The organism is Desulfoscipio gibsoniae DSM 7213, assembly GCF_000233715.2.
GTDB lineage: Bacteria > Bacillota > Desulfotomaculia > Desulfotomaculales > Desulfallaceae > Sporotomaculum > Sporotomaculum gibsoniae.
Window position 1 is genome coordinate 866,637 of the sequence record NC_021184.1, and the last position, 19,229, is coordinate 885,865.

Consider the following 19,229-nt stretch of genomic DNA (forward strand, 5'->3'; position numbering starts at 1 on the left):
GCGGCACTTCTTTGCTTTTCATTTACCACGTGCCATTTTTGTTTCTCATTTTAGGTGCCGAGTTTATTGCCACTGCCGCCAGTTCCTCCCAGGTGACACTGTCCGAGGGCTTAAAGAGTCCTGTTTCATCGCCCCGCATGATGCCCAGTCCCTGGGCCAGGCCTATATAGTTCCGGTCGGTTGCGGAAAGTGAAGCGATGTCCTTATATGAAGAAGCGATGTTGTTGTTTATTTTCGCAATTTCGGCGTAGCCCATGGCGTTCACCATCCAGCGGGCCAGGGTCAACCTGGTGACCGGCTGCTCAGGGTTGAAATTCCCGCCCTTGTCATATATACCCATTATAGCTCCGGCCTGGATTGCATTAAAATCGGGATCTTCAAGGTTTACGTCCCGGAATTGTTGCTCTCTTTTTTCGTTGTAGTCGTAATAATTGCCCATGGTGGCTGTTATCAGCCTGGCCACGTCCCTCTTTTTGACGGCGCCTGTGGGGCTGAATTGCTCCGGAGACGGCAGAATGCCGCTACCTGCCACTATTTCAAGATACTGGGCAGCCCAGCTCTGTTTATAGTCATAACCGTTTCCGGAGGTTTTGTTGACCGGCTGGCCGTCGTTGGTAACAGGTTTTCCGGTCAGCGCGTCAATGGCGCTAAATCCGTCGTTATCAGGGCGGTAGACCAGTATAGCCTGGCTACCCGGTTTTTCTCCCTCCCGGGGGATGAAATAGTTCACTTGCAGGGATGAGAGTTCCAGCCATTTGCTGGCCGCCTCCTCCGGGGCGATTACATTTTGAACTGCCGGGAAGGAAACCTTGTGCCATTCGCAGTGATAGTCTCTGATTTTGCCGTCACTGCTTATCCCTATATGTATGCCGTCCTGGGGAAAGGGAATGCCGTTAACAACTCTGTAGAAATGAAAACTATAGCCTTGCTCGTGACCCATTGGGTACATGTCCACCTGATTTTTCTCCGGGGCCAGGTATGGGCTGTATTCCGGGGCTACATTTTTAATAAATGCGTCAGCCTTGGCCAGCGCTTCTTCCCGGGAGATTTTTGGAGAGCCTGTCTCAGCCTGCATTTCCGGACCGTATTCGTAATAATTCACCACCCGGCCGGTGGTTTGGTCAATACCTACTTGTGAACCGGGATAGTGTCTGCTGCTGCCTTTTTGAGCAATCTCGAAACTCCAAAATTCCTGATTCCCAAAGGGACCGCCCACGCTGGAGCCGCCTCCCCCCATCTCCACTTCTCCTTCGATTCCCAGAGAGCGGAAAAATCTTTCTGCTGTACTCCTGGCTTTTTCCACCGTGATCCTTTGCCCGGGGGAATCCGGGGGGTTGTTAACACCGCTAATCTTCGGAATGTCTTCAAACAGTCTGATATCTTTTATGTTCTTTTCCTTGCCTTGATTATCTACGGCCTTGCCGTTAGTGGCATTAAACATCAGTTCCCGGGTATTGAGCTGATATATAAGCTTGGCTTCCGGAGACTTACCGGCGTAATTGCGGTAGGGCACCTGGTATATCAATGCCATACCCAGTTCGTTAGTGGCCTTTTCAGTAAGCGCCTTGGCCGGAACCGGTGTTCCTATAGCGGGCAGCTTAACCTCGGGCTGCCAGTTCATGTTGAAGCTGACAACCTTGCCCGAAAGGGCGTCCACGGAAACACGTATGCCGTCATAGTCGACTTTAATTCCGTTTTCCACTCGTGCCCAATAGAAGCGGTGTACTATATCTAAGTTGGGGAGGGGGTAATAGTGTTCTGTAGGGCTTTTCTGCAGTTGCATGCTTTTAAAACGTTCGGGCTGTAGCTTTTGGACAAATTGTTCAGCAATCTTTTGAGCCTCCTGCTTTTGGATGATCCCCTTTGTTTCCGCGGGCGTGTTATTGCGCCAGCTCATATTCAATATTTCGCCGGTATCGGCATCCAGGGAGACAGAATAGCCCGCCGGCATGCCCGGCCCGTGGTACATTCTTTCATAATAATGTATCCGCCATATATTTCTGTCCTGATAGGGTTCGAAATCCAGTTGCATATCGGGCTTGCTTTCCCCGATTATTTCCGGGAAGACGCTTTTGATAATCTTTAATGCTTCGTCTTCAGAAATTCTTGGCGAATCCTTTTTTTCCTCTGAAGTGGGCGGCAGTTTTATCGCTTCTGTAACAGTTACCTCTTTGATTACAATTTGTGAAGCTGTCTGTTCCGCCGCTGCTGCGGTGGACATTAATAAAGAACCGAATAATAAGACCACTGAAAAACAGAGTGCTTTTCTTCTCATTTTCTCCTCCTTCTAAGGTATGGGGACACACCTTCTTAGCTTGGGTAGATCCCTTACTTTTGAATAAATGCACGAAGGAATGTCCCCAATTGGTGTATGGGGACACACCTTCTTAGCTTGGATAGATCCCTTGCTTCAATACAAATTCACGAGGGAATTTCCCAATTGAGTCTTAATTGGTTCAACCATGGGTATTGTCTCCTGCTGAATCATTCACCTCCGTTCCGTGTGTGGGCATAAATACTCATATTAATAAGACGTAGAAGATATGATTTTTGTTGCACGTTCATAACAAAAATTTCATATTTTGCCATTACGGTGTTACCTGGGCATAACATGAAAATTCACCGTCTTTTATTTATAGCACAGTCACGTATTTTTCCGGATCGCCGTTGGCGTCGAAGCTTACTTTGCCGGACAGGGTGGGGAAATCTTCAATATTCATCTTCCAAATCGAAATCATTCTGTAGCAATGCCCTCTATAACCTTTGGGTGTATTCGGCTTTCAGGCGTTCACCCTTGCCTTCAAAAGCCGCCGCCTCGTCAATCACCTATTATAAACCGGCTGGCCCCGTGGCTTATCCGCACCTCAAGATGAAATGCTTTATTACCGGGAATAGACTCTTGAATTAAACCACCTGTTTGTTTTATTTTCAAAAGATTTGATTGTCAAACTAATTTGCATGTGCTATCATAATAGTTGAAATTCAAACTATAATAAATTCTTACTATATAATAATCAAAGGAGGTGTGATCATGAAATTCGTTGAAGAAATGACCGATGAACTGTTACATTTTTATAACGGCTTTGCTTCCTGGGAAAGCTCGGTAATCCGCAGCAGCGATCTGTCGGTCTCCGAGGCCCACGCCATTGAAGTGCTGGGACAGTACGGAAAAATGAACATGAAGAGTCTGGCTCAAAAATTAGGTGTAACTACTGGAACCACCACGGTAACGGTGGACAGACTGGAGAAAAAGGACTATGCCAGGCGGGAATCAAGCAGGGAAGACAGACGGGTCAACCTGATTGTTTTGACGGACAAGGGCATGAAAGCATTTGAGGAACATCACCAATACCATCTCTGTTTGACTGAACAAATGCTCTCCACCCTTTCCGATGCTGAAATCGAGCAACTGCTTAATACTCTCAAGAAAATAAATGCCGAAACTTTTTGATAATTTTGCATTGGTGAAAGGGGATTAATCAGGTGATTGGTAGATATGCTAATGTTAGCAAGTACCGGGAATTACTGCAAATGAGAGAGTTCTACATGGTGCTGCTGGGCAGTTTTCTTATTATAACCAGTTATGGGCTTGGTGAAAGGGATTATCCGGTTCAGGCCAATATATTATCGCTGCTGGCCCTGGCGGTGCTGGGGGGGGCAATCATTTTAGGGGCGGTTAAAGGGCTGCTGAAAAGGGAGCTTAATGTTGATGAATTAGTCAGCCTGGCTATGATTGCCTCGGTGTTGATAGGGGAGTACTTGTCTGCGGCAGTGGTAGCCTTGATTATGGTTTTGGGCTCATTAATGGAAGAGTTTACGGCTCAAAAAGCACGTTCCGCCGTTGATGCCTTAATTCGGCTAAATCCCGGGCAAGCCACCGTAATTCGGGACGGTGCCGAAGTCTTAGTACCGGTGCGGGAAATTCGGTTGGGAGACATGGTCATGATTCGCCCGGGGGATAAGATTCCCATTGACGGTAAGGTTATCCGCGGCAGTGCATCTCTTAACCAGGCTTCCCTAACCGGAGAGTCCCTGCCAGTGGATAAATTAACGGGGGATGATGTTTATGCGGGATCTGTCAGCTATTCCGGAATGATAGTGGTGGAAGTAAGCAAGGTGGGCGGGGAGACGACCCTGGGGAAGCTGATTAAGCTGGTTCAGGATGCTGAAAGTCAGAAAGCCCCTGCTCTGCGGGTTACGGATCATTACGCTAAATACTTTACCCCTTTTATTATAGCCATCAGTTCCGCTGTTTATTTTTTCACCGGGGATTTGCACCGGGCTATTACAGTGCTTATTGTAGGCTGCCCCTGCGCCTTTATTATTTCGGCCCCCACGGCTATCGTAGCGGCATTGGGCAATGCTTCCAAGAACGGTATATTAGTTAAAGGAGGCGCATTTTTAGAGGAACTTGCCAGGATTGATGCCGTTGTTTTTGATAAGACCGGCACCTTAACCACCGGGAGCATGGTGATTACCGGTACTAAACCTTTAAACGGGGTTTCGGATGATTATGTTCTTTCCATGGCGGCTGCGGCGGAAAAATATTCGGAACATCCTCTGGCCCGGGCCGTACTGAAGGCTGTAGAGCAAAGAGGACTTGTTGTAACTGAACCGGAATCATTTAATAGCATTCCCGGTCTGGGTGTAGAGGCGGTGGTTGCCGGTAAAAAAATTGTTGTGGGTGCTTTGACACCCGAAGAGAGGGTGGCGGAAGGGTTTTTAAATGCAGCGAATATTAATCCGGGGGTTAAAACTCTTGTTGTAACAGAGAACAATTCAATGATCGGGGAAATATATATAAGGGATAATATACGCCCCGGGGTCAGAGGTTTAATTAAAGCTCTGCAAGAATCCGGTCTTAAGAAAATCCAAATGTTGACCGGTGATGGTAATGAAGTTGCGGATCATGTCGCCGGGGCATGCGGAATAAAGGAGTACCGGGCTGAACTTCTGCCTGAGCAAAAGCTTAATCATATTAAAGAGCTTCAAAAATCTGGCTATAAGGTAGCTATGATTGGTGACGGTGTTAACGATGCCCCGTCTCTGGCCGCTGCAGATATTGGCATAGCCATGGGCGCCATGGGGACGGATGTGGCTATGGAAGCAGCGGATGTCGCTCTGATGGGGGACAACCTGGCCAGACTGCCGTATCTTTTGCAGTTGGGCTATTCTACTATGAAAACTATTAATTACAATATTGCTTTTGCCGTATTATTTAACTTACTTGCCCTGCTGGCTTCAGGAGCTGGTTTATTAAACCCGGTAATGGGGGCAATCACCCATAATATCGGGTCCGTACTGGTGGTGTTAAACTCGGCCCGGCTGATAAAGTTTCGGCTATATATGGCCGGAGTAGAGGAGCAGAGTGTTGAAAATTGTACATGAGAACTGCTGAAGGGGAACTGATCGGGAAAAACCAAAGACTTGGCTTTTCCCGATACCGGAAAAAATGTTCATAATTTAAAGCTGGATCCTTTTTTAAAGCCAGGATTGGATAAAGCCTGGATTGAAAAAAGTAATTAGAATAGCAATTAGTAAACTAACAGATTAGAGGCCATTTATGCTAAGACTTACCAGTGATGAGGCGGCCTGGAATTGGTCGCTTCCGAAGTATTTTACCAAATTATTTTGACTTTTTGTAACATGCCCATTCCCCAAACCGTCTTAGAAAGCGCAAAGCAAGACAAACGAAACGTCCCCCTGGCTTACCCGGTTGCGCATGCCTGGCCCTTTATGAAATTGATATTTTTCCGGTCGAAGCCTAGAGTAACAGTTTTGTTTTCCCGCAGGCCAAGCTCAAAAAACCGGTTAGGAGTGATGTAGGCTGTAAAATTAACTTGCCCGGATTGTACTTTGACTTCGGAATAAACACCATTATTGGAAATGGTTAAGACAGTTCCCGTCAATTGATAATCGGTCTTAAGGGCGCCATTACCCACCACTATATCCTCCGGCCTTAATCCTATGAAATACTTATTATTACCTCCGGTAGTTGGATGTTTGCCTGCACTTTGTTCTTCCGGCACCTGCATGTCAAGCTGCAGCACATCACCCAGCATCGCTTTACCATTGACCTGGTGCAGCGCAAATACGTTTTTCATACCTACAAATTCAGCTACAAATTGAGAGTTGGGCATTTTAAACACTTCTTCAGTAGTACCTACCTGCTGAACCTCGCCATTTTTAATTATGGCTACTCTTTCGGCCAGGGAAAAAACTTCACTGAAATTATGTGTAACCATTAAGGTGGTAATTTTTAGAGCGCTATGCAATGCTTTAATTTCCGCTTGCACTGTTTCTTTGGTATTGGTGTCTAAGGCACTGAACGGTTCGCCCAGTAAAAGGATATCAGGTTCCACAATCAATGCCCGGGCCAGCGCTACCCGTTGTTTTTCGCCGCCGCTGAGATTATCGGGATAGCGCTTTAGCAGGTGATCGATACCCAGCATTTCCACAAGCATATGTAACATTTCAGGCTTACCTGCAACGTTCCGTTTTTTCTTAAATCTTAGCCCGTATTGAATATTGGCCAGTACATTAAGGTGCGGGAAAAGGGCGTAATCCTGATAGACTATGGAAATATTCCTTTGCTCCGGTTTTAAGTGGGTAACATCCCGTCTGTGAAAAAAAAATCGCCCACCTGACGGCTGCTTAATGCCGGCGATAGTTTCCAAAAGCACTGTTTTGCCTGACCCGGTGGGGCCTAAGAGAGCAAAAAACTCCCCTTGATTAATGGTCAGTTGAATGTTTCGCAGGGCAAATCCAAACAAATTTACGTTTAAATCACGTATTTCCAGCATCTCGCACACCTCTTTGAGCAATAACTCGCAATACAATAAATATAGCCAGCGATATAGCTATTAAAATAGCGGAGACCGGTTTAGAATACTCCAGCCCGAAGGAATTAAACCGATCGAAAATTAAGGTGGGCGCAATCATGGGGTGGTAGGTAAGGATAATCACCGCTCCAAATTCACTTATGGAACGGGCCCAGGTTAGAATCATCCCCGTTAATATGCCACGCCAGCCAACGGAAAAGGTGATCAGTATGAAGGTTTGCATGTGAGTGGCCCCAAGGGTACGGGAGACGTACTCCAGTTTGGGCGATATGGCTGCAAATGAATCCTTGGCCGCGTTAATCAGTAAAGGCATACTTACAAATGTCATAGCGGTGACAATGCCAATACGGGTACCAACAACCTCTAGTCCCAGGTTTTCCAGCAATCTGCCCAGCCAGCACTGCTGGCTTAAAACCGTTAATAAAATAATGCCCACCACAGTATGAGGAATAACTATGGGAATATCGATGATGCTTTCCACCAATCTTTTGCCTCTAAATTCATTGCGGGCCAAAAAATAGGCAAAAGGTACACCAAAAATGAACACAATCATAGTAGTAATTGTGGCCGTGTATATACTGTTCCAAATTGCGGCCAACACTTCCCGATCTCTTAAAGTTTGCAATAGTATCTGGCCGTCAGTGGTGATTAATGAGTTGATTATTGGATACATAATAAATAGAAGAATTAAAAGGCCCAAAAAAGCAGAGGTTAAATATAACTTCTCAGTTTTCAATTTCATTATAATTAACCGTCCTATTAATTAATTTATGCTGCCGGGACGAATACCCCGCCCCGACAGCGCACTAGACAAATAGTAGTTGAATAAAAATAATACCATGTAAAGCCTGGCCGTTTACATCGGGATACTTTGAAAATAATTATTCATCCCACTGAGAGCGCTACGCTAAAAAGTAAGAGGATCATCACCAAGACGTTAGGTTGCATTTCGATATGCTTTGCATTAAAAGCAGTCGTTACGGCTACCCGGTGATTTCCCGTAACTCCTCGGGCATGGCCTCTTCACCCTTTATGACTAGCGGATCTTCAATGGGCTGGCCATTGTCTTCCATTATTTTCAAACCTTTATCTTTGCTCAGCAAAAACTTTAAGAATTCAATGGCGTTCGCCTGGTTGGGTGCATTTTTTATCAGCGTGACACCGTATACAATTGGCATGCCCACCTGGGTAATCACTTCGCCCGGCTGTTTTCCGGTGGTATCTACCGTGGCTTGTTTATAAAATTCGGCCTGGTTAAGATCGCTTAAATTAACCTGTGGCGGCAACTCGACATAAGGCATATTGTGCTGCTCGGCTACAGAACGATAGATAAATAGGTAATCAAGAGCCCCGGATTCTACCATAGCCAGCAAGTCGGTTTCTTTGGGTCTGATATTGCGAGCCGGGCGCTTTTCATCTAACTTTTGGTACAAATCAGATATTTGATAGTGTTCGGCAGCCAGCTGCCAAACCATCAGTGCCCGGTAGCCGCATGGGTCGGCGTTAGGATCGCTGTGCCCGTACTCAACACCTTCCCGCAACAGTATTTCCGGCCAGTTATCACTGTTTATTTCATCCTTGTATTTACTGTGCTCCGAATACATGATAACCATTTCATTTTTAGCAAATAGCGCATTCCATTCTGCAAAATCGGGAATCAGCAAATTATCAATTACCGCATAGTCCGCCGAAGCAACTATGTCGGCAGGCTTGCCTAGATCGGTGACCTTTTTAGCACACTCACGGCTACCCGCAGCTTCTCTTTGTACATCCACGCCCGGGTGCAGCAGCTCAAATTCTTTTTCCATCTGGTCAAATGGCACTGATAAACTACCGGCGTGGAAGATAATTAACTTGCCGGTTAGATTCGAAGACGCTTGTCCTTCATTGATCGGCTGATTAGAATTGTCAGCATCGGTAGCCCCGGAACAGCCCGCCACAAAGGCAATAGCTATAATTAGGTATAACAGTAACAGTTTTTTGCTAAGTTTAAGCATTTTTATAACCTCTCTTTCTTTTAATTGCTGTTGCATATAACTAAGGCAACAATCGCTTCCTCATAAAAAATAGGCCGGGTTTGCTACGCAACAAAATAACCCGGCCTACTATTTCTTGCACATGATAAAACCCTCCTTTCCGCACCGGGAGGCACGGTAGTTTCCCACCGCACCCTGTCGGCCCGCTCACCCTGGCCGTTCGTTGGCTGTAGGCGTCCGGGCTCGGAGAATATGTATTTATATAAAAAACCCGCCATTGCGGGGAAAATGCAAAGGCGGGCCGCTAAAGCCTGTCAATTATCTCCTTACCGCAATGGGAGGCATGCCGGTTTCCCGATACACCCTGTCGGTCCAGCAGCCATAACGCCATGTTTTAGGCCGGCGGACTCGGAGAAAGCATTCGTTTTGAGCATATTTTCTATATTTCTCCGTGGATTGCCATTATTCCTTTGTAAATGCTCAAAAGAATTTAACTTAAGAAGTTATGCCCATGTGCTGCGGTACCTATGCGGGTGTGCTTTGCTGTGCAACGCAACGATCATTGTCCAGCCTGCTAGGTGATCAGTGTTTTTTTAGGGTAGTCTTAATAGCTAGACCTGCAATTAGACATAAAAGCTTGATGCTCGTTAATATATTGAGATTAATGACCGCATGCGGCAATAAATTCCTTAATCTCTATTACAGGTTGATAAAAAATATCCTGAACCGAACCTATCTGTTCCAACCGGCCGTTGGCAATAACGCCGATTTTATCCGCGAGTTCACGTGCCTCGGTAAAATCGTGAGTAACATAGAGGGTCGTTAAATTCAACCTGCTATGGAGCGTCTTGATTTCTTTGCGAATGCTTTTTGCGGTAGCGGGATCAAGGCTTGCCAGTGGTTCATCCAGGAGTAAAATTTTTGGTTCCCTGATCAGAGCACGTGCTAAGCCCACACGTCTTTTTTCACCTCCGCTTAAATCCTTCGGATAGCGGCATTTTAAGTGACCGATATGTAAAAGGTCAAGCATTGACTCAACCTTGGTGGTTATTTTGTCAGCCGGGTAGCCGGTTGCCCGCAGGGCAAAAGAGATATTATTAAATGTATTCAAATGGGGAAACAAGTATATATCCTGAAGAAGATAACCAATATCACGTTTTTCAGTAGGGATGTTATTCATATTCTGCTGGTTAAAATATACTTCTCCCTGGTATCCTGCTAATCCCGCAATTACATTTAATAACGTGCTCTTGCCTGCACCTGTGTAACCCAGAAACACAACCAGTTCGCCGGCTTTTATGTCCAGGGTTATGTTTTTTAAACAGTAAGGCGTGGTAATATTTTGCAAGCGAATAAAAGACATGTTTACCTCCATGTGCCTGTTGTTTTATATTCCAACCACAAAAACATGCGCTCAAAGATTGTGCACATCATGGACAACAGCACTAAACAAACTAAAATAACATCTACTCTAATCAAGGATTCAGCATTGATCAGCAGTGCACCAATACCCGTGGGGATGGCAAACATTTCTGCCGCTATTACAGTACGCCAGACCATACCCGCTTCCAAGCGCAAACCAGTAAAAATATTGGGTAAAGCCATGGGAAGTGTTACATGCCAAAGGATAAACCAGGGAGATGCCCCGAGGGTACGGGCTGTTTTTATATACTCATGCTGTACCCCTTTAATCCCAGTCAATGTATTATACGCAACCGGGAAAAACGCACAGATGAAAATCAGAGTAACCGGCAGCGCCTCATTGATGCCGATCCACAACATTAACAGCGGCAGCCATCCTAATGTTGGAATGGGGAACAGCATACTTATCAGCGGGCTCAAACTGCGTTCCACCACCTTGTTTAAGCCCATTAAAATACCTACTAATAAACCGGCCAGGCTTCCCAAAGAATAGCCGATTAAGACCCTTATTAGACTTGACCCCAGGCTTTCAAGCAGTATACCGTCGCCAAGTAAAAACCAAAATTCAATAACCACCTTACTTAAGGGTGGAAATAACGGCGTTTGGGTGATGTGTGCCAGTATTTCCCACGAGGTAAGGAAAAAACATATAGGCAGTGGGTATAACAAATTGTTTATGGTTATCTCTGGTTTGACTAACTTGATCATAGACTAATCTCTTCTTTCATCAATTGACTGACATGATTTCTCCAGCGTCAAAAGATTTTGTTATATATCCTAAAGCATGCATCTTGTTGATGATGGTCTGTACATCTTGTTGAGAAATTTCAGGAGTACTTCTAAGATTGGTCATTGATTTAGCGACTAGTTCCGGAGTTACTTCCAGGTTTGCCTGCGGACTTTTGGTCTCTTCTTTTACTTTTGACTGGTTTATGTTTAAGTTTTGAGCTATGATTAGAGCCGCTTCTTGCGGGTATGTATTGATCAAATCAATGCTCTTTTTATTAATCTCTTTAAGATTTTCAACAGCTTCCGGATGTTTTTCCAAGAAATCTTCAGTAACCACCATGACGCTCCCCTGCATATCCGGACATATGTCACGGCTGCTGGCCAGCATTTTCATCCCGGGAAACGATGCGGCCATTGCCGCAAAATGTTCAGGAACAAATACGGCATCTACTTGACCATTGCGTAAAGCCATAAGCTGTTTTGCCCCATTCATCCGTACGGTATTTGCTAAAACTTTTTTGGCGTTCAGATTTTCTTTTTCCAGCAAAAGCATTTGTATAAAGTCCGTCGTTGTTCCCTTGGGGCCATTGGCAATTTTAATATCATCCTTTTCCAGGTCGCGCAAGTCTTTGATTTTAGAGGCATTAACCACCAACCCGTAGCCATCCTTATGTGTACCGCTGATAATTTTTATTGGCACACCGCCATTTGCATAGGTATATATCGCAGGGACCAGGCACATATAACTAACATCAAAGCCACCTTTGGTAAATGCCGCAGCAACGCCAACGCCGCTTGCGTAAACATTAACGTCTTCAACACTGAATCCTGCGTCTTCAAAAAGACCTTTGCCCTGGGCGAAATAGAAGGCAGCCGCGTGATCGGTATACTCCACCGCCACATTTAAGTTTACGCCTGTATCCTGGGTCGCCGGTGCTTGATTACATCCACCAAGTATAAGCAAACACGCGCTAAAAATAACCAATATAACTAACTTCTTGATCAAAGTAAACCCCTCCCTTTAAATTCGCCGGGAAAAAACTTGGATTTACATCATTTTCTAGCGCCCGTAAAAGCAAACACGGGGTAAAGAAAATAGTGCAGCAAGGCCGGCAATGGTGACTCCATAAAAGATGACCGGTTTTCCCCGCTCAAGCTCCGCCAAAGTGTCGTTGACAAGAACAGTCCCCGTAGTTAAAACAATATCCGCCCAATCTATATTTTTAGCAGTATTGTCAGGACCGCTGATTAAAACTCCGAGCTTTTCCCGCCCAATGTTGTCCGGGTCAAGGTCGCTGACTTTTATTTTAAAATGCTTGACCAACTCCTCAATCATTGCCGGCTGATAACCAACAAATGCAATTTTAGGTTGACCATAATGTTGGGTGATGTATTCGGGTAATTGCCGGGCACAAAGCCTGGGTTCTTTATCTTTGCAATGGTCTGTGCCTTGTACTTTTCCTAAATAGCGCATCACTGCGTTAAGGGTGGCCACAAATACTGCTCTATTGTGATTAGTATCGAAAGTCAGCCGTAAAACTTCTTCCAACGTACCGTGAAACTGTGCCGGTTGATCCGTGAAAGCCTGCCCCACACAGTCTCGATATGTAGCTTGCATCATTACTTCTTTACCTTTGAGCAAAGGAAAATCCGTACGGTCGGGACGGCCAATCGCTTCCTTGGCGGTCAAATCCCGTGTGGAAACGATATCGATCGCTTCCCCGGAATGTAACCCGGCCTCATCAATAATTACCCGCAATTTTTCTCGGGCTTCTTCCAATAATGACATGTATAATCCTCCTTAATAGGTTTTAAGTTTCTTTGGGCAGTTATTATAATATTTGTGTTATACTTTCCAAAGTATAACGCCAGCTAAAAAATTTACTATGTTCCAAACATCTGTTGAAAATGCTTTTCGTATAGTTGTTCCAGCACCTCCTTTGACTCTTCACGAAAAGCTTTGTATCGTTCCATTAGCAAGCGTCCCTTGGGTGTCACAGTTGAACCACCACCTGAGTTTCCACCCACCTGTCGAGTTATTAATGAAAAGCCTAAACGGCCTTCAATTGTTTGAATTAAATGCCACGCTTGATTATAGGACATCCCCATTTCGGATGCAGCTTTTCTAAGAGAACCCAGCCGGTCTATACCTGTGAGCAAATCATACGGTCCATCACCAAAAGCTTTACCGTTTTGATTAAGCCAGATTTTACTAACAATGTACATATAAAATAGACCCTCCAGCGTTATACTGACACCAGTATAACGCATTTTTACCAGTATGTGAAGGGCTTTACAGAGCCGAATGCATAAATTTTCCAAACACGAGTAAACGGTGAGACAGGGGTGAGACAGGGGGACGTTTCATTTGTCTTGTTTTTAATCACAGTCCAGGGCAGATGGGGAAGGTGGACAGGAAGACAGAGGGACGTTTTACTTGTCTTATTTGAGAGCTTACCTGGATAAGACAAACGAAACGTCCCCATGTCTCCCCATGTCTCCCCCATGTCTCTTTCCCAGGGATGCAAGCCTGTTTTTAAATCTCTGCGCAAATTGAAAAAAGTTTTTCTGCCCTTGCTAAAACCAAACGTAAAACATATAATATAATAAAACATGAATGATACAAAGATGTATCAAAAATTGGCCAAAGAGGTCCTGATGCCGTGAATTATGCGGGTTAGGGCTTTTTTTATGCTTTATGAAGTTAGCCTTTGGTTACCTGGCCGGGCTGATGTAATAAAGTACCGAAGGGCGTACTTTAAGGGCGCTATTTTAATAATAGCCTTTTCAGTGTTAGGAGGTAAGTTTCGGTGAAAAAAATAGAAGCCATAATCCGCCCCGACAAATTGGAAGATGTCAAGGAAGCGCTTTCACGTTACGGTATACACGGCATGACGGTTAGCCAGGTTTTGGGCTGCGGTACGCAAAGGGGCTGGGTTGGTGTTTACCGCGGCCACGAGTACAGCATTAATCTATTGCCTAAAATTAAGATTGAGGTTGTTTTAGATGAACGATGTTTAGAGGATGTATTGCAGATCATTTGTGAAACCGCCCGTACCGGTGAGGTTGGGGACGGCAAGGTATTTATTTACCCGGTGGAGAAGGCGGTGCGCATACGTACCGGGGAAATAAACGAAGATGCTTTTTAAACAACTTACGAACTAAATATCCCAAAGGTTGGGTTTAAAGGGCAAGGGCGCTCGTGTTGGTTAATAACCACCGGTGTCCTTATTTTTATTTATTGGGTGTAAAGTGAACATCTAAAAAAACGAAGATATATGACGATAGGCGAAGTATATTAAGGGAGTGTGAATTAATGGAACCGGGAATTAAGGATTTAGCTGCCGGTATTGATACTGTCTGGGTGTTGCTTTGCGCAGCGCTGGTTTTCTTCATGGAAGCGGGTTTTGCTTTTCTGGAGGCCGGTTTTATCAGGGCTAAAAATTCGCTGAACATTGTGATGAAGGTTTTTACCGACACTACTGTGGGTATGCTGGGGTTCTGGGCCGTCGGGTTTGGGGTGATGTACGGGCTGGATATGGCTGGTATTTTTGGAGGCAGTGGTTTTTTCTTGGGCGGCAATCTCGAACATATTGACCTTAGGGTGCCGCTTTATGCCTTCTGGCTGTTTCAGGCTGCATTTGCCGTGGCCGTGGCTTCAATTATCTCGGGTGCGGTGGCTGAACGCATGAAGTTCGGCCCCTACATTATCTTCACTTTAATTTGCACAGCCTTAATTTATCCTGTGGCAGGGCACTGGATCTGGGGATCCGGAGGCTGGCTGAGTAATCTAGGGATGATGGATTTTGCCGGTTCCGCGGCGGTGCATGCCGTGGGCGGCTGGGCGGCTCTGGCGGCGGTAACAGTACTGGGGCCACGTCGAGAAAAATATAACAAAGACGGCAGTATTAATGTGCTGCCGGCACATAATATGCACCTGGCTTTCCTGGGCACGTTTATACTATGGTTCGGCTGGTTTGGCTTTAACCCGGGCAGTTCACTTTCCGGGCTTGATCTTAATATCGCTCGCATAGCGCTTACCACTAACCTCGCCGCCGCGGCCGGCGGTACCACAGGTATTATTTTCACTATGCGACGTTATGGAAAGGCTGATCCCAGTATGGCCGCCAACGGGGCCCTGGCCGGCCTGGCGGCGATTACGGCGGGCACAGCTTATGTAGGACCTGGCAGCGCGGTAATTATTGGTGCTGTGGCCGGTATGCTGGTGGTGCTGGCGGTGGAGTTTTTTGACCGGATCAAGGCTGACGACCCGGTTGGTGCTATTGCGGTCCACGGGGTAGGGGGCACCTGGGGCGCCCTGGCCGTGGGACTGTTCGCCCGGGAGGGCGGTCTTTTGTTCGGCGGGGGCGCTCACCAGTTGATGGTTCAGGCCCTTGGGGTGCTGAGCGTATCCCTATGGGCCTTCGGGGCAACCTTTGTTGCGTTTACTCTGCTCAAAGCAACGTTGGGAATCCGCGTATCGGCAGACGAGGAATTTGAGGGAATGGACCTTAATGAGCACGGTATCGCCGCTTACACCGGGCTGGTTACCAATTCCCTAAAAGGTTTCGGTCATGCCTCCAGCCAAGAAACCGAAGAGGCAGCCATACCTATGCCCAACCCGGTGCAGGCGGGCCGCTAATAACAGCAGCAGGTGAGACAGGGGGACGTTTCATTTGTCTTATTTTTTCTAAGGCAACTTCCCCCCTCTTGTTTTTTCTTACTTTCTTTTTTTTAGAAACATTCTAGACAAATGACAAATGCTAGACAAAGGAAAGTTATCCAAGTTATCCTATCTTTCAACATCATCCTTTTCTATTAAGACATGCTTGACCATCAGGTTATGGTAATATTATGGTAATATGACGAAACGTTTTCTTTTCTTTATTTCTCGACCAGTATGTGTTAGTAATCACTTTATCCTTATATTTCCATAAAAGTACAAAACAAACGAAACGTTGTCAATGTACTTTTATGTTTCACTATCTATCTCAAGATAGGCGAAACCTTCCCCCATAACGATGTCATCTTATCTTTTCTAGGTCAGGCGAAGCGTCACTTTGTCATCCTTGTCATCCTTGTCATCAGACAAACGAAACGTCCCCCTGTCCTGCCCCCTGTCATGCCAAGCATAAGTTAGTAATATGGAGCAGGCCAATCAAAACGTCATAAATGTATTTCATAAGCCCGTATTGGATAAACAGAGGCTGTATTAGAAGTTGGCTAATTTTTTAATACTTTTATATCATTAAGAAGCGGGTGATTTATAATTAAAAATTATAGTTAAAGGGGGTTAAATAAAATTAATACGGAGGAGCTTGAAGAAAAAAATCTGGATGTTAAAAAACAACAAGTTTTTAATAGAGTAATAAATGAAGGCATCGAATTCATCAGGCTGCAATTTATTGATGTTTTCGGTGTTTTAAAAAGTGTCAATGTTACACCGGATGAATTGGAGGATGCCCTGGAGGGCAACTTAATGTTCGACGGTTCCTCGATTGACGGATTTGCTAGAATTAATGAGTCCGACCAGTGTTTGGTGCCGGACCCGGACACCTTTCAGTTTATGCCCTGGAGGCCGACTGAAAAAGGTGTGGCCCGAATGATTTGCGATGTTTACAATCCCGATGGGACGCCCTTTGAAGGATGCCCAAGGGGAATATTAAAGCGTGTAATAAAAGAAGCCAGGGAAATGGGTTATGAGCTAAATATGGGGCCCGAAGGAGAGTTTTTTCTTTTCCACACTGACTCAGATGGGAGTCCAACTCTTCATATTCACGATAAAGCGGGATATTTTGATTTAGCACCCATTGACCATGGCGAAGACGCCAGAAGAGATATAGTATTAACAATGAAGCAAATGGGTTTTAGAATAGAAGCTTCCCATCACGAAGTAGCTTCGGGACAGCATGAAATTGATTTTAAATACGGCGAGGCGTTGAAAACCGCCGATCAATGGGTTACTTTTCGTGACGTGGTTAAAAATATAGCTAAGAAACACGGGCTTTATGCCACATTCATGCCCAAGCCCCTAGCGGGAGAAAACGGTTCTGCTATGCATTGTAACCAGTCGTTATTTAAAGATAATAAAAATGTCTTTTACGATATAAACGGCAAATATAAATTAAGCAATATTGCTTTTAACTACATGGCCGGGTTACTAAAGCATGCTAAAGGCATGACAGCTATTGGAAACCCCATAGTTAACAGTTATAAAAGATTAAAGCCTGGTTATGAAGCACCTACTCATATAGCATGGTCTAATTCAAACCGCAGCACTTTAATCAGAATTCCTGTCCGGCGGGGTAGTGCAACCCGCATTGAGCTTAGGAATCCTGATCCCGTTGCCAATCCTTATCTGGTGTTTGCGGTAATGTTAAAAGCAGGGATGGAGGGTATTAAAAACAAACTTATGCCCCCACCCCCGGTTGAAGAGGATATTTATAATCTATCAGAGAAACAAAGAAAAGCTTTAGATATAGATTATCTGCCCAGGGATTTGTTTGCTGCTTTAAAAGAAATGGAAAAGGATCCTCTAATAGAACAGGCAATAGGTTCTCATTGTTATAATCGTTTTTTAGAAGGTAAATATAAAGAATGGCATGAATATGCCGAACAAGTGCATCAATGGGAGATAAAGCATTATTTGGCTAAGTATTAGATCAAAAAAGATAGAATGGTTTTTACCCTGGGGAATTATAAAATATTCTGTGTAAATGGCTTAGCCCCCAATTCAATATAAAACCTGCTTTAGTTGGAAAAGTTAGGCAGCCCTTTGTAGGGGAGAGGCCTTTGTTAGCCTATATTGGCGGGGGGGGCCAAAGCAACGCGTGGTCTCTAATTAATCTCAGCAATATATTTTGTCAAATGGAGGTTTTTTAATGGCCTGGCTATACCTTTGGGTTGCCGGTATCTTTGAGGTGGTTTGGGCGATCAGCCTTAAATATGCTCATGGATTTACCCGCTTGTACCCGTCTTTGGTGACGGTAATAGGCATGATGATTAGCTTTTATTTTTTATCTTTGGCCACAAAGGTACTCCCCATTGGCACAGCATACGCGGTATGGACGGGAATTGGCGCGGTAGGTGCGGTAATTGTGGGTATGCTGTTGTTAAATGAGCCCCGCGACGGTGCTCGCATTTTTTTTGTAGCGCTGATTTTGGTGGGTATTATAGAATTGAAGTACACCTCCCCGGCTAATTAGATGTTTGATATGTGACAGACAGGGGTAAGACAAGGGGACGTTTCGCTTGTCTTATTCAGCCGGGAGAGGGACGTTTCGTTTTCTTATTTAACAGCTCTTTCTATGATACTCTTTCCTATTCCTAAGACCCGCGCTAACTGTCTTACGCTTGTTCCTGTTTGCTGATATAATTCTTTTATAACTTTGTTTCTTTTAGCAATTGGCATATCTTTCAAATCATCAGCATTTATTTGAGATTGAATGATATTTATTAACATTGCATCTGTATATTTTTGAACTGGCTCGACATCCAGACATTCATCATCGTTTAATGCATTCATATATTCTTCAAAATTATCTAGTTCGCTTAAATATGCCTTAATTAATTGTTCATCGATGTGTGAACTTTTATCTTGATATGCGGATTTGTACTGAGAGTAGCTGCTCCATGGATAATTTACTGCATGTTTTACTATGCCGGCTTTCACCGGGTTTTGATGAATATACCTTAACACATTCAGTAAATAACTTTCTTTTTCAACAGGTTCACTAAGAAAGCGATTTTGAAATAAATGACCGGTTCTTCCATACTTAGTATTATGCCATTGTACATATCCAACTGTAATGCGCTTAATGCTTGTTCCAATCTCTTCGCTTTCTCCTATTAAAAGATGTACGTGATTATCCATAAGACAGTAACCATATAGTTTAAAACCCGCAGCTTGCTTTGCTTTAATTATCCTATCGACGAATTGCAATTTATCTTTATCATCCAAAAAGATATTCCTTCGATCTATTCCTCTCAACATAATGTGGTAAATCCCCGTGGAACTTCTTTTTCTTGCTTGCCTTGCCATTTTTTATCACCCGTTATAAACTATAGCACAAGAAGATTTATATGACAAACGAAACGTCCCCATGTCTTCCCCATGTCTTCCTGTGCAAAGTATGTATACATAAAAAGGCGCTTGTTCAGGCAAAACTACTGTACAACGCATGTTTTGTGGTAAAATAATGGCAGCTTACCTGAATAGTAAGTGATAAGGGCTATAGATCCTAAGTAGAACTCCTGTATT

16 protein-coding genes and 2 riboswitches are annotated in these 19,229 nt (G+C 44.6%); of the genes, 6 read left to right on the forward strand and 10 right to left on the reverse strand.

The genetic code is table 11. The features are described from left to right. Nucleotides 1–22 precede the first annotated feature (22 nt). Complete coding sequence (locus tag DESGI_RS04020) at nucleotides 23–2,275, reverse strand: YcdB/YcdC domain-containing protein (protein WP_006521049.1); 2,253 nt, start codon at nucleotides 2,273–2,275, stop codon at nucleotides 23–25. 756 nt (nucleotides 2,276–3,031) lie between these two features. Between DESGI_RS04020 and DESGI_RS04025 the strand changes: the two genes are divergently transcribed. Next, nucleotides 3,032–3,451: a MarR family winged helix-turn-helix transcriptional regulator gene (locus DESGI_RS04025; protein WP_006521050.1), complete on the forward strand. Its 420-nt coding sequence runs from the start codon at nucleotides 3,032–3,034 to the stop codon at nucleotides 3,449–3,451. A gap of 32 nt (nucleotides 3,452–3,483) precedes the next feature. Next, nucleotides 3,484–5,388, forward strand: a complete 1,905-nt coding sequence (locus tag DESGI_RS04030) for a heavy metal translocating P-type ATPase (protein ID WP_006521051.1) — start codon at nucleotides 3,484–3,486, stop codon at nucleotides 5,386–5,388. 320 nt (nucleotides 5,389–5,708) lie between these two features. Here DESGI_RS04030 and DESGI_RS04035 read toward each other — a convergent pair whose 3' ends face one another. From DESGI_RS04035 to DESGI_RS04070, 8 genes are all read right to left on the reverse strand, one after another. Continuing rightward, complete coding sequence (locus DESGI_RS04035) at nucleotides 5,709–6,803, reverse strand: ABC transporter ATP-binding protein (RefSeq protein ID WP_006521052.1); 1,095 nt, start codon at nucleotides 6,801–6,803, stop codon at nucleotides 5,709–5,711. Continuing rightward, on the reverse strand, nucleotides 6,787–7,584 hold the full coding sequence (locus tag DESGI_RS04040; protein ID WP_006521053.1) for an ABC transporter permease: 798 nt from the start codon (nucleotides 7,582–7,584) through the stop codon (nucleotides 6,787–6,789). The genes DESGI_RS04035 and DESGI_RS04040 overlap by 17 nt, the downstream gene beginning before the upstream one ends. A 241-nt stretch (nucleotides 7,585–7,825) precedes the next feature. Next, a complete protein-coding gene (wtpA, locus tag DESGI_RS04045) occupies nucleotides 7,826–8,839 on the reverse strand; it encodes a tungstate ABC transporter substrate-binding protein WtpA (RefSeq protein WP_006521054.1) in 1,014 nt (337 codons plus the stop codon). Between the two features lie 115 nt (nucleotides 8,840–8,954). Then, nucleotides 8,955–9,079: riboswitch (molybdenum cofactor riboswitch) on the reverse strand. A 45-nt stretch (nucleotides 9,080–9,124) separates the two neighbouring features. Continuing rightward, nucleotides 9,125–9,244, reverse strand: a riboswitch (molybdenum cofactor riboswitch). Between the two features lie 235 nt (nucleotides 9,245–9,479). Beyond that, nucleotides 9,480–10,181: an ABC transporter ATP-binding protein gene (locus DESGI_RS04050; RefSeq protein WP_006521055.1), complete on the reverse strand. Its 702-nt coding sequence runs from the start codon at nucleotides 10,179–10,181 to the stop codon at nucleotides 9,480–9,482. A 2-nt stretch (nucleotides 10,182–10,183) separates the two neighbouring features. Beyond that, a complete protein-coding gene (locus DESGI_RS04055) occupies nucleotides 10,184–10,948 on the reverse strand; it encodes an ABC transporter permease (RefSeq protein WP_006521056.1) in 765 nt (254 codons plus the stop codon). A gap of 19 nt (nucleotides 10,949–10,967) precedes the next feature. Next, entirely contained in the window at nucleotides 10,968–11,975 is a 1,008-nt protein-coding gene (locus DESGI_RS04060) for an ABC transporter substrate-binding protein (protein WP_006521057.1), read from the reverse strand. Nucleotides 11,976–12,029: 54 nt separating this feature from the next. After that, nucleotides 12,030–12,758, reverse strand: a complete 729-nt coding sequence (locus tag DESGI_RS04065) for a Rossmann-like domain-containing protein (RefSeq protein ID WP_006521058.1) — start codon at nucleotides 12,756–12,758, stop codon at nucleotides 12,030–12,032. A gap of 95 nt (nucleotides 12,759–12,853) precedes the next feature. Then, the gene (locus DESGI_RS04070; protein ID WP_006521059.1) at nucleotides 12,854–13,195 is read right to left on the reverse strand and encodes a winged helix-turn-helix domain-containing protein; all 342 of its coding nucleotides are present in this window, start codon (nucleotides 13,193–13,195) and stop codon (nucleotides 12,854–12,856) included. A gap of 584 nt (nucleotides 13,196–13,779) precedes the next feature. On the opposite strand from DESGI_RS04070, the gene DESGI_RS04075 reads away from it, so the two are divergent. The 4 genes from DESGI_RS04075 (at nucleotide 13,780) to sugE (ending at nucleotide 18,174) form a co-directional block, all read left to right on the forward strand. Further along, nucleotides 13,780–14,118 (forward strand): P-II family nitrogen regulator, encoded by a 339-nt coding sequence (locus DESGI_RS04075; RefSeq protein ID WP_006521060.1) that lies wholly within the window; start codon nucleotides 13,780–13,782, stop codon nucleotides 14,116–14,118. A gap of 167 nt (nucleotides 14,119–14,285) precedes the next feature. Next, the gene (locus tag DESGI_RS04080) at nucleotides 14,286–15,611 is read left to right on the forward strand and encodes an ammonium transporter (RefSeq protein ID WP_006521061.1); all 1,326 of its coding nucleotides are present in this window, start codon (nucleotides 14,286–14,288) and stop codon (nucleotides 15,609–15,611) included. A gap of 690 nt (nucleotides 15,612–16,301) precedes the next feature. After that, nucleotides 16,302–17,630 (forward strand): type I glutamate--ammonia ligase, encoded by a 1,329-nt coding sequence (glnA, locus tag DESGI_RS04085; RefSeq protein ID WP_015617915.1) that lies wholly within the window; start codon nucleotides 16,302–16,304, stop codon nucleotides 17,628–17,630. 220 nt (nucleotides 17,631–17,850) lie between these two features. Further along, a complete protein-coding gene (gene sugE, locus DESGI_RS04090) occupies nucleotides 17,851–18,174 on the forward strand; it encodes a quaternary ammonium compound efflux SMR transporter SugE (RefSeq protein WP_006521063.1) in 324 nt (107 codons plus the stop codon). Nucleotides 18,175–18,257: 83 nt separating this feature from the next. On the opposite strand, the gene DESGI_RS04095 is transcribed toward sugE, so the two are convergent. Further along, nucleotides 18,258–19,010: a transposase gene (locus DESGI_RS04095; RefSeq protein ID WP_015617916.1), complete on the reverse strand. Its 753-nt coding sequence runs from the start codon at nucleotides 19,008–19,010 to the stop codon at nucleotides 18,258–18,260. Nucleotides 19,011–19,229: the final 219 nt, after the last annotated feature.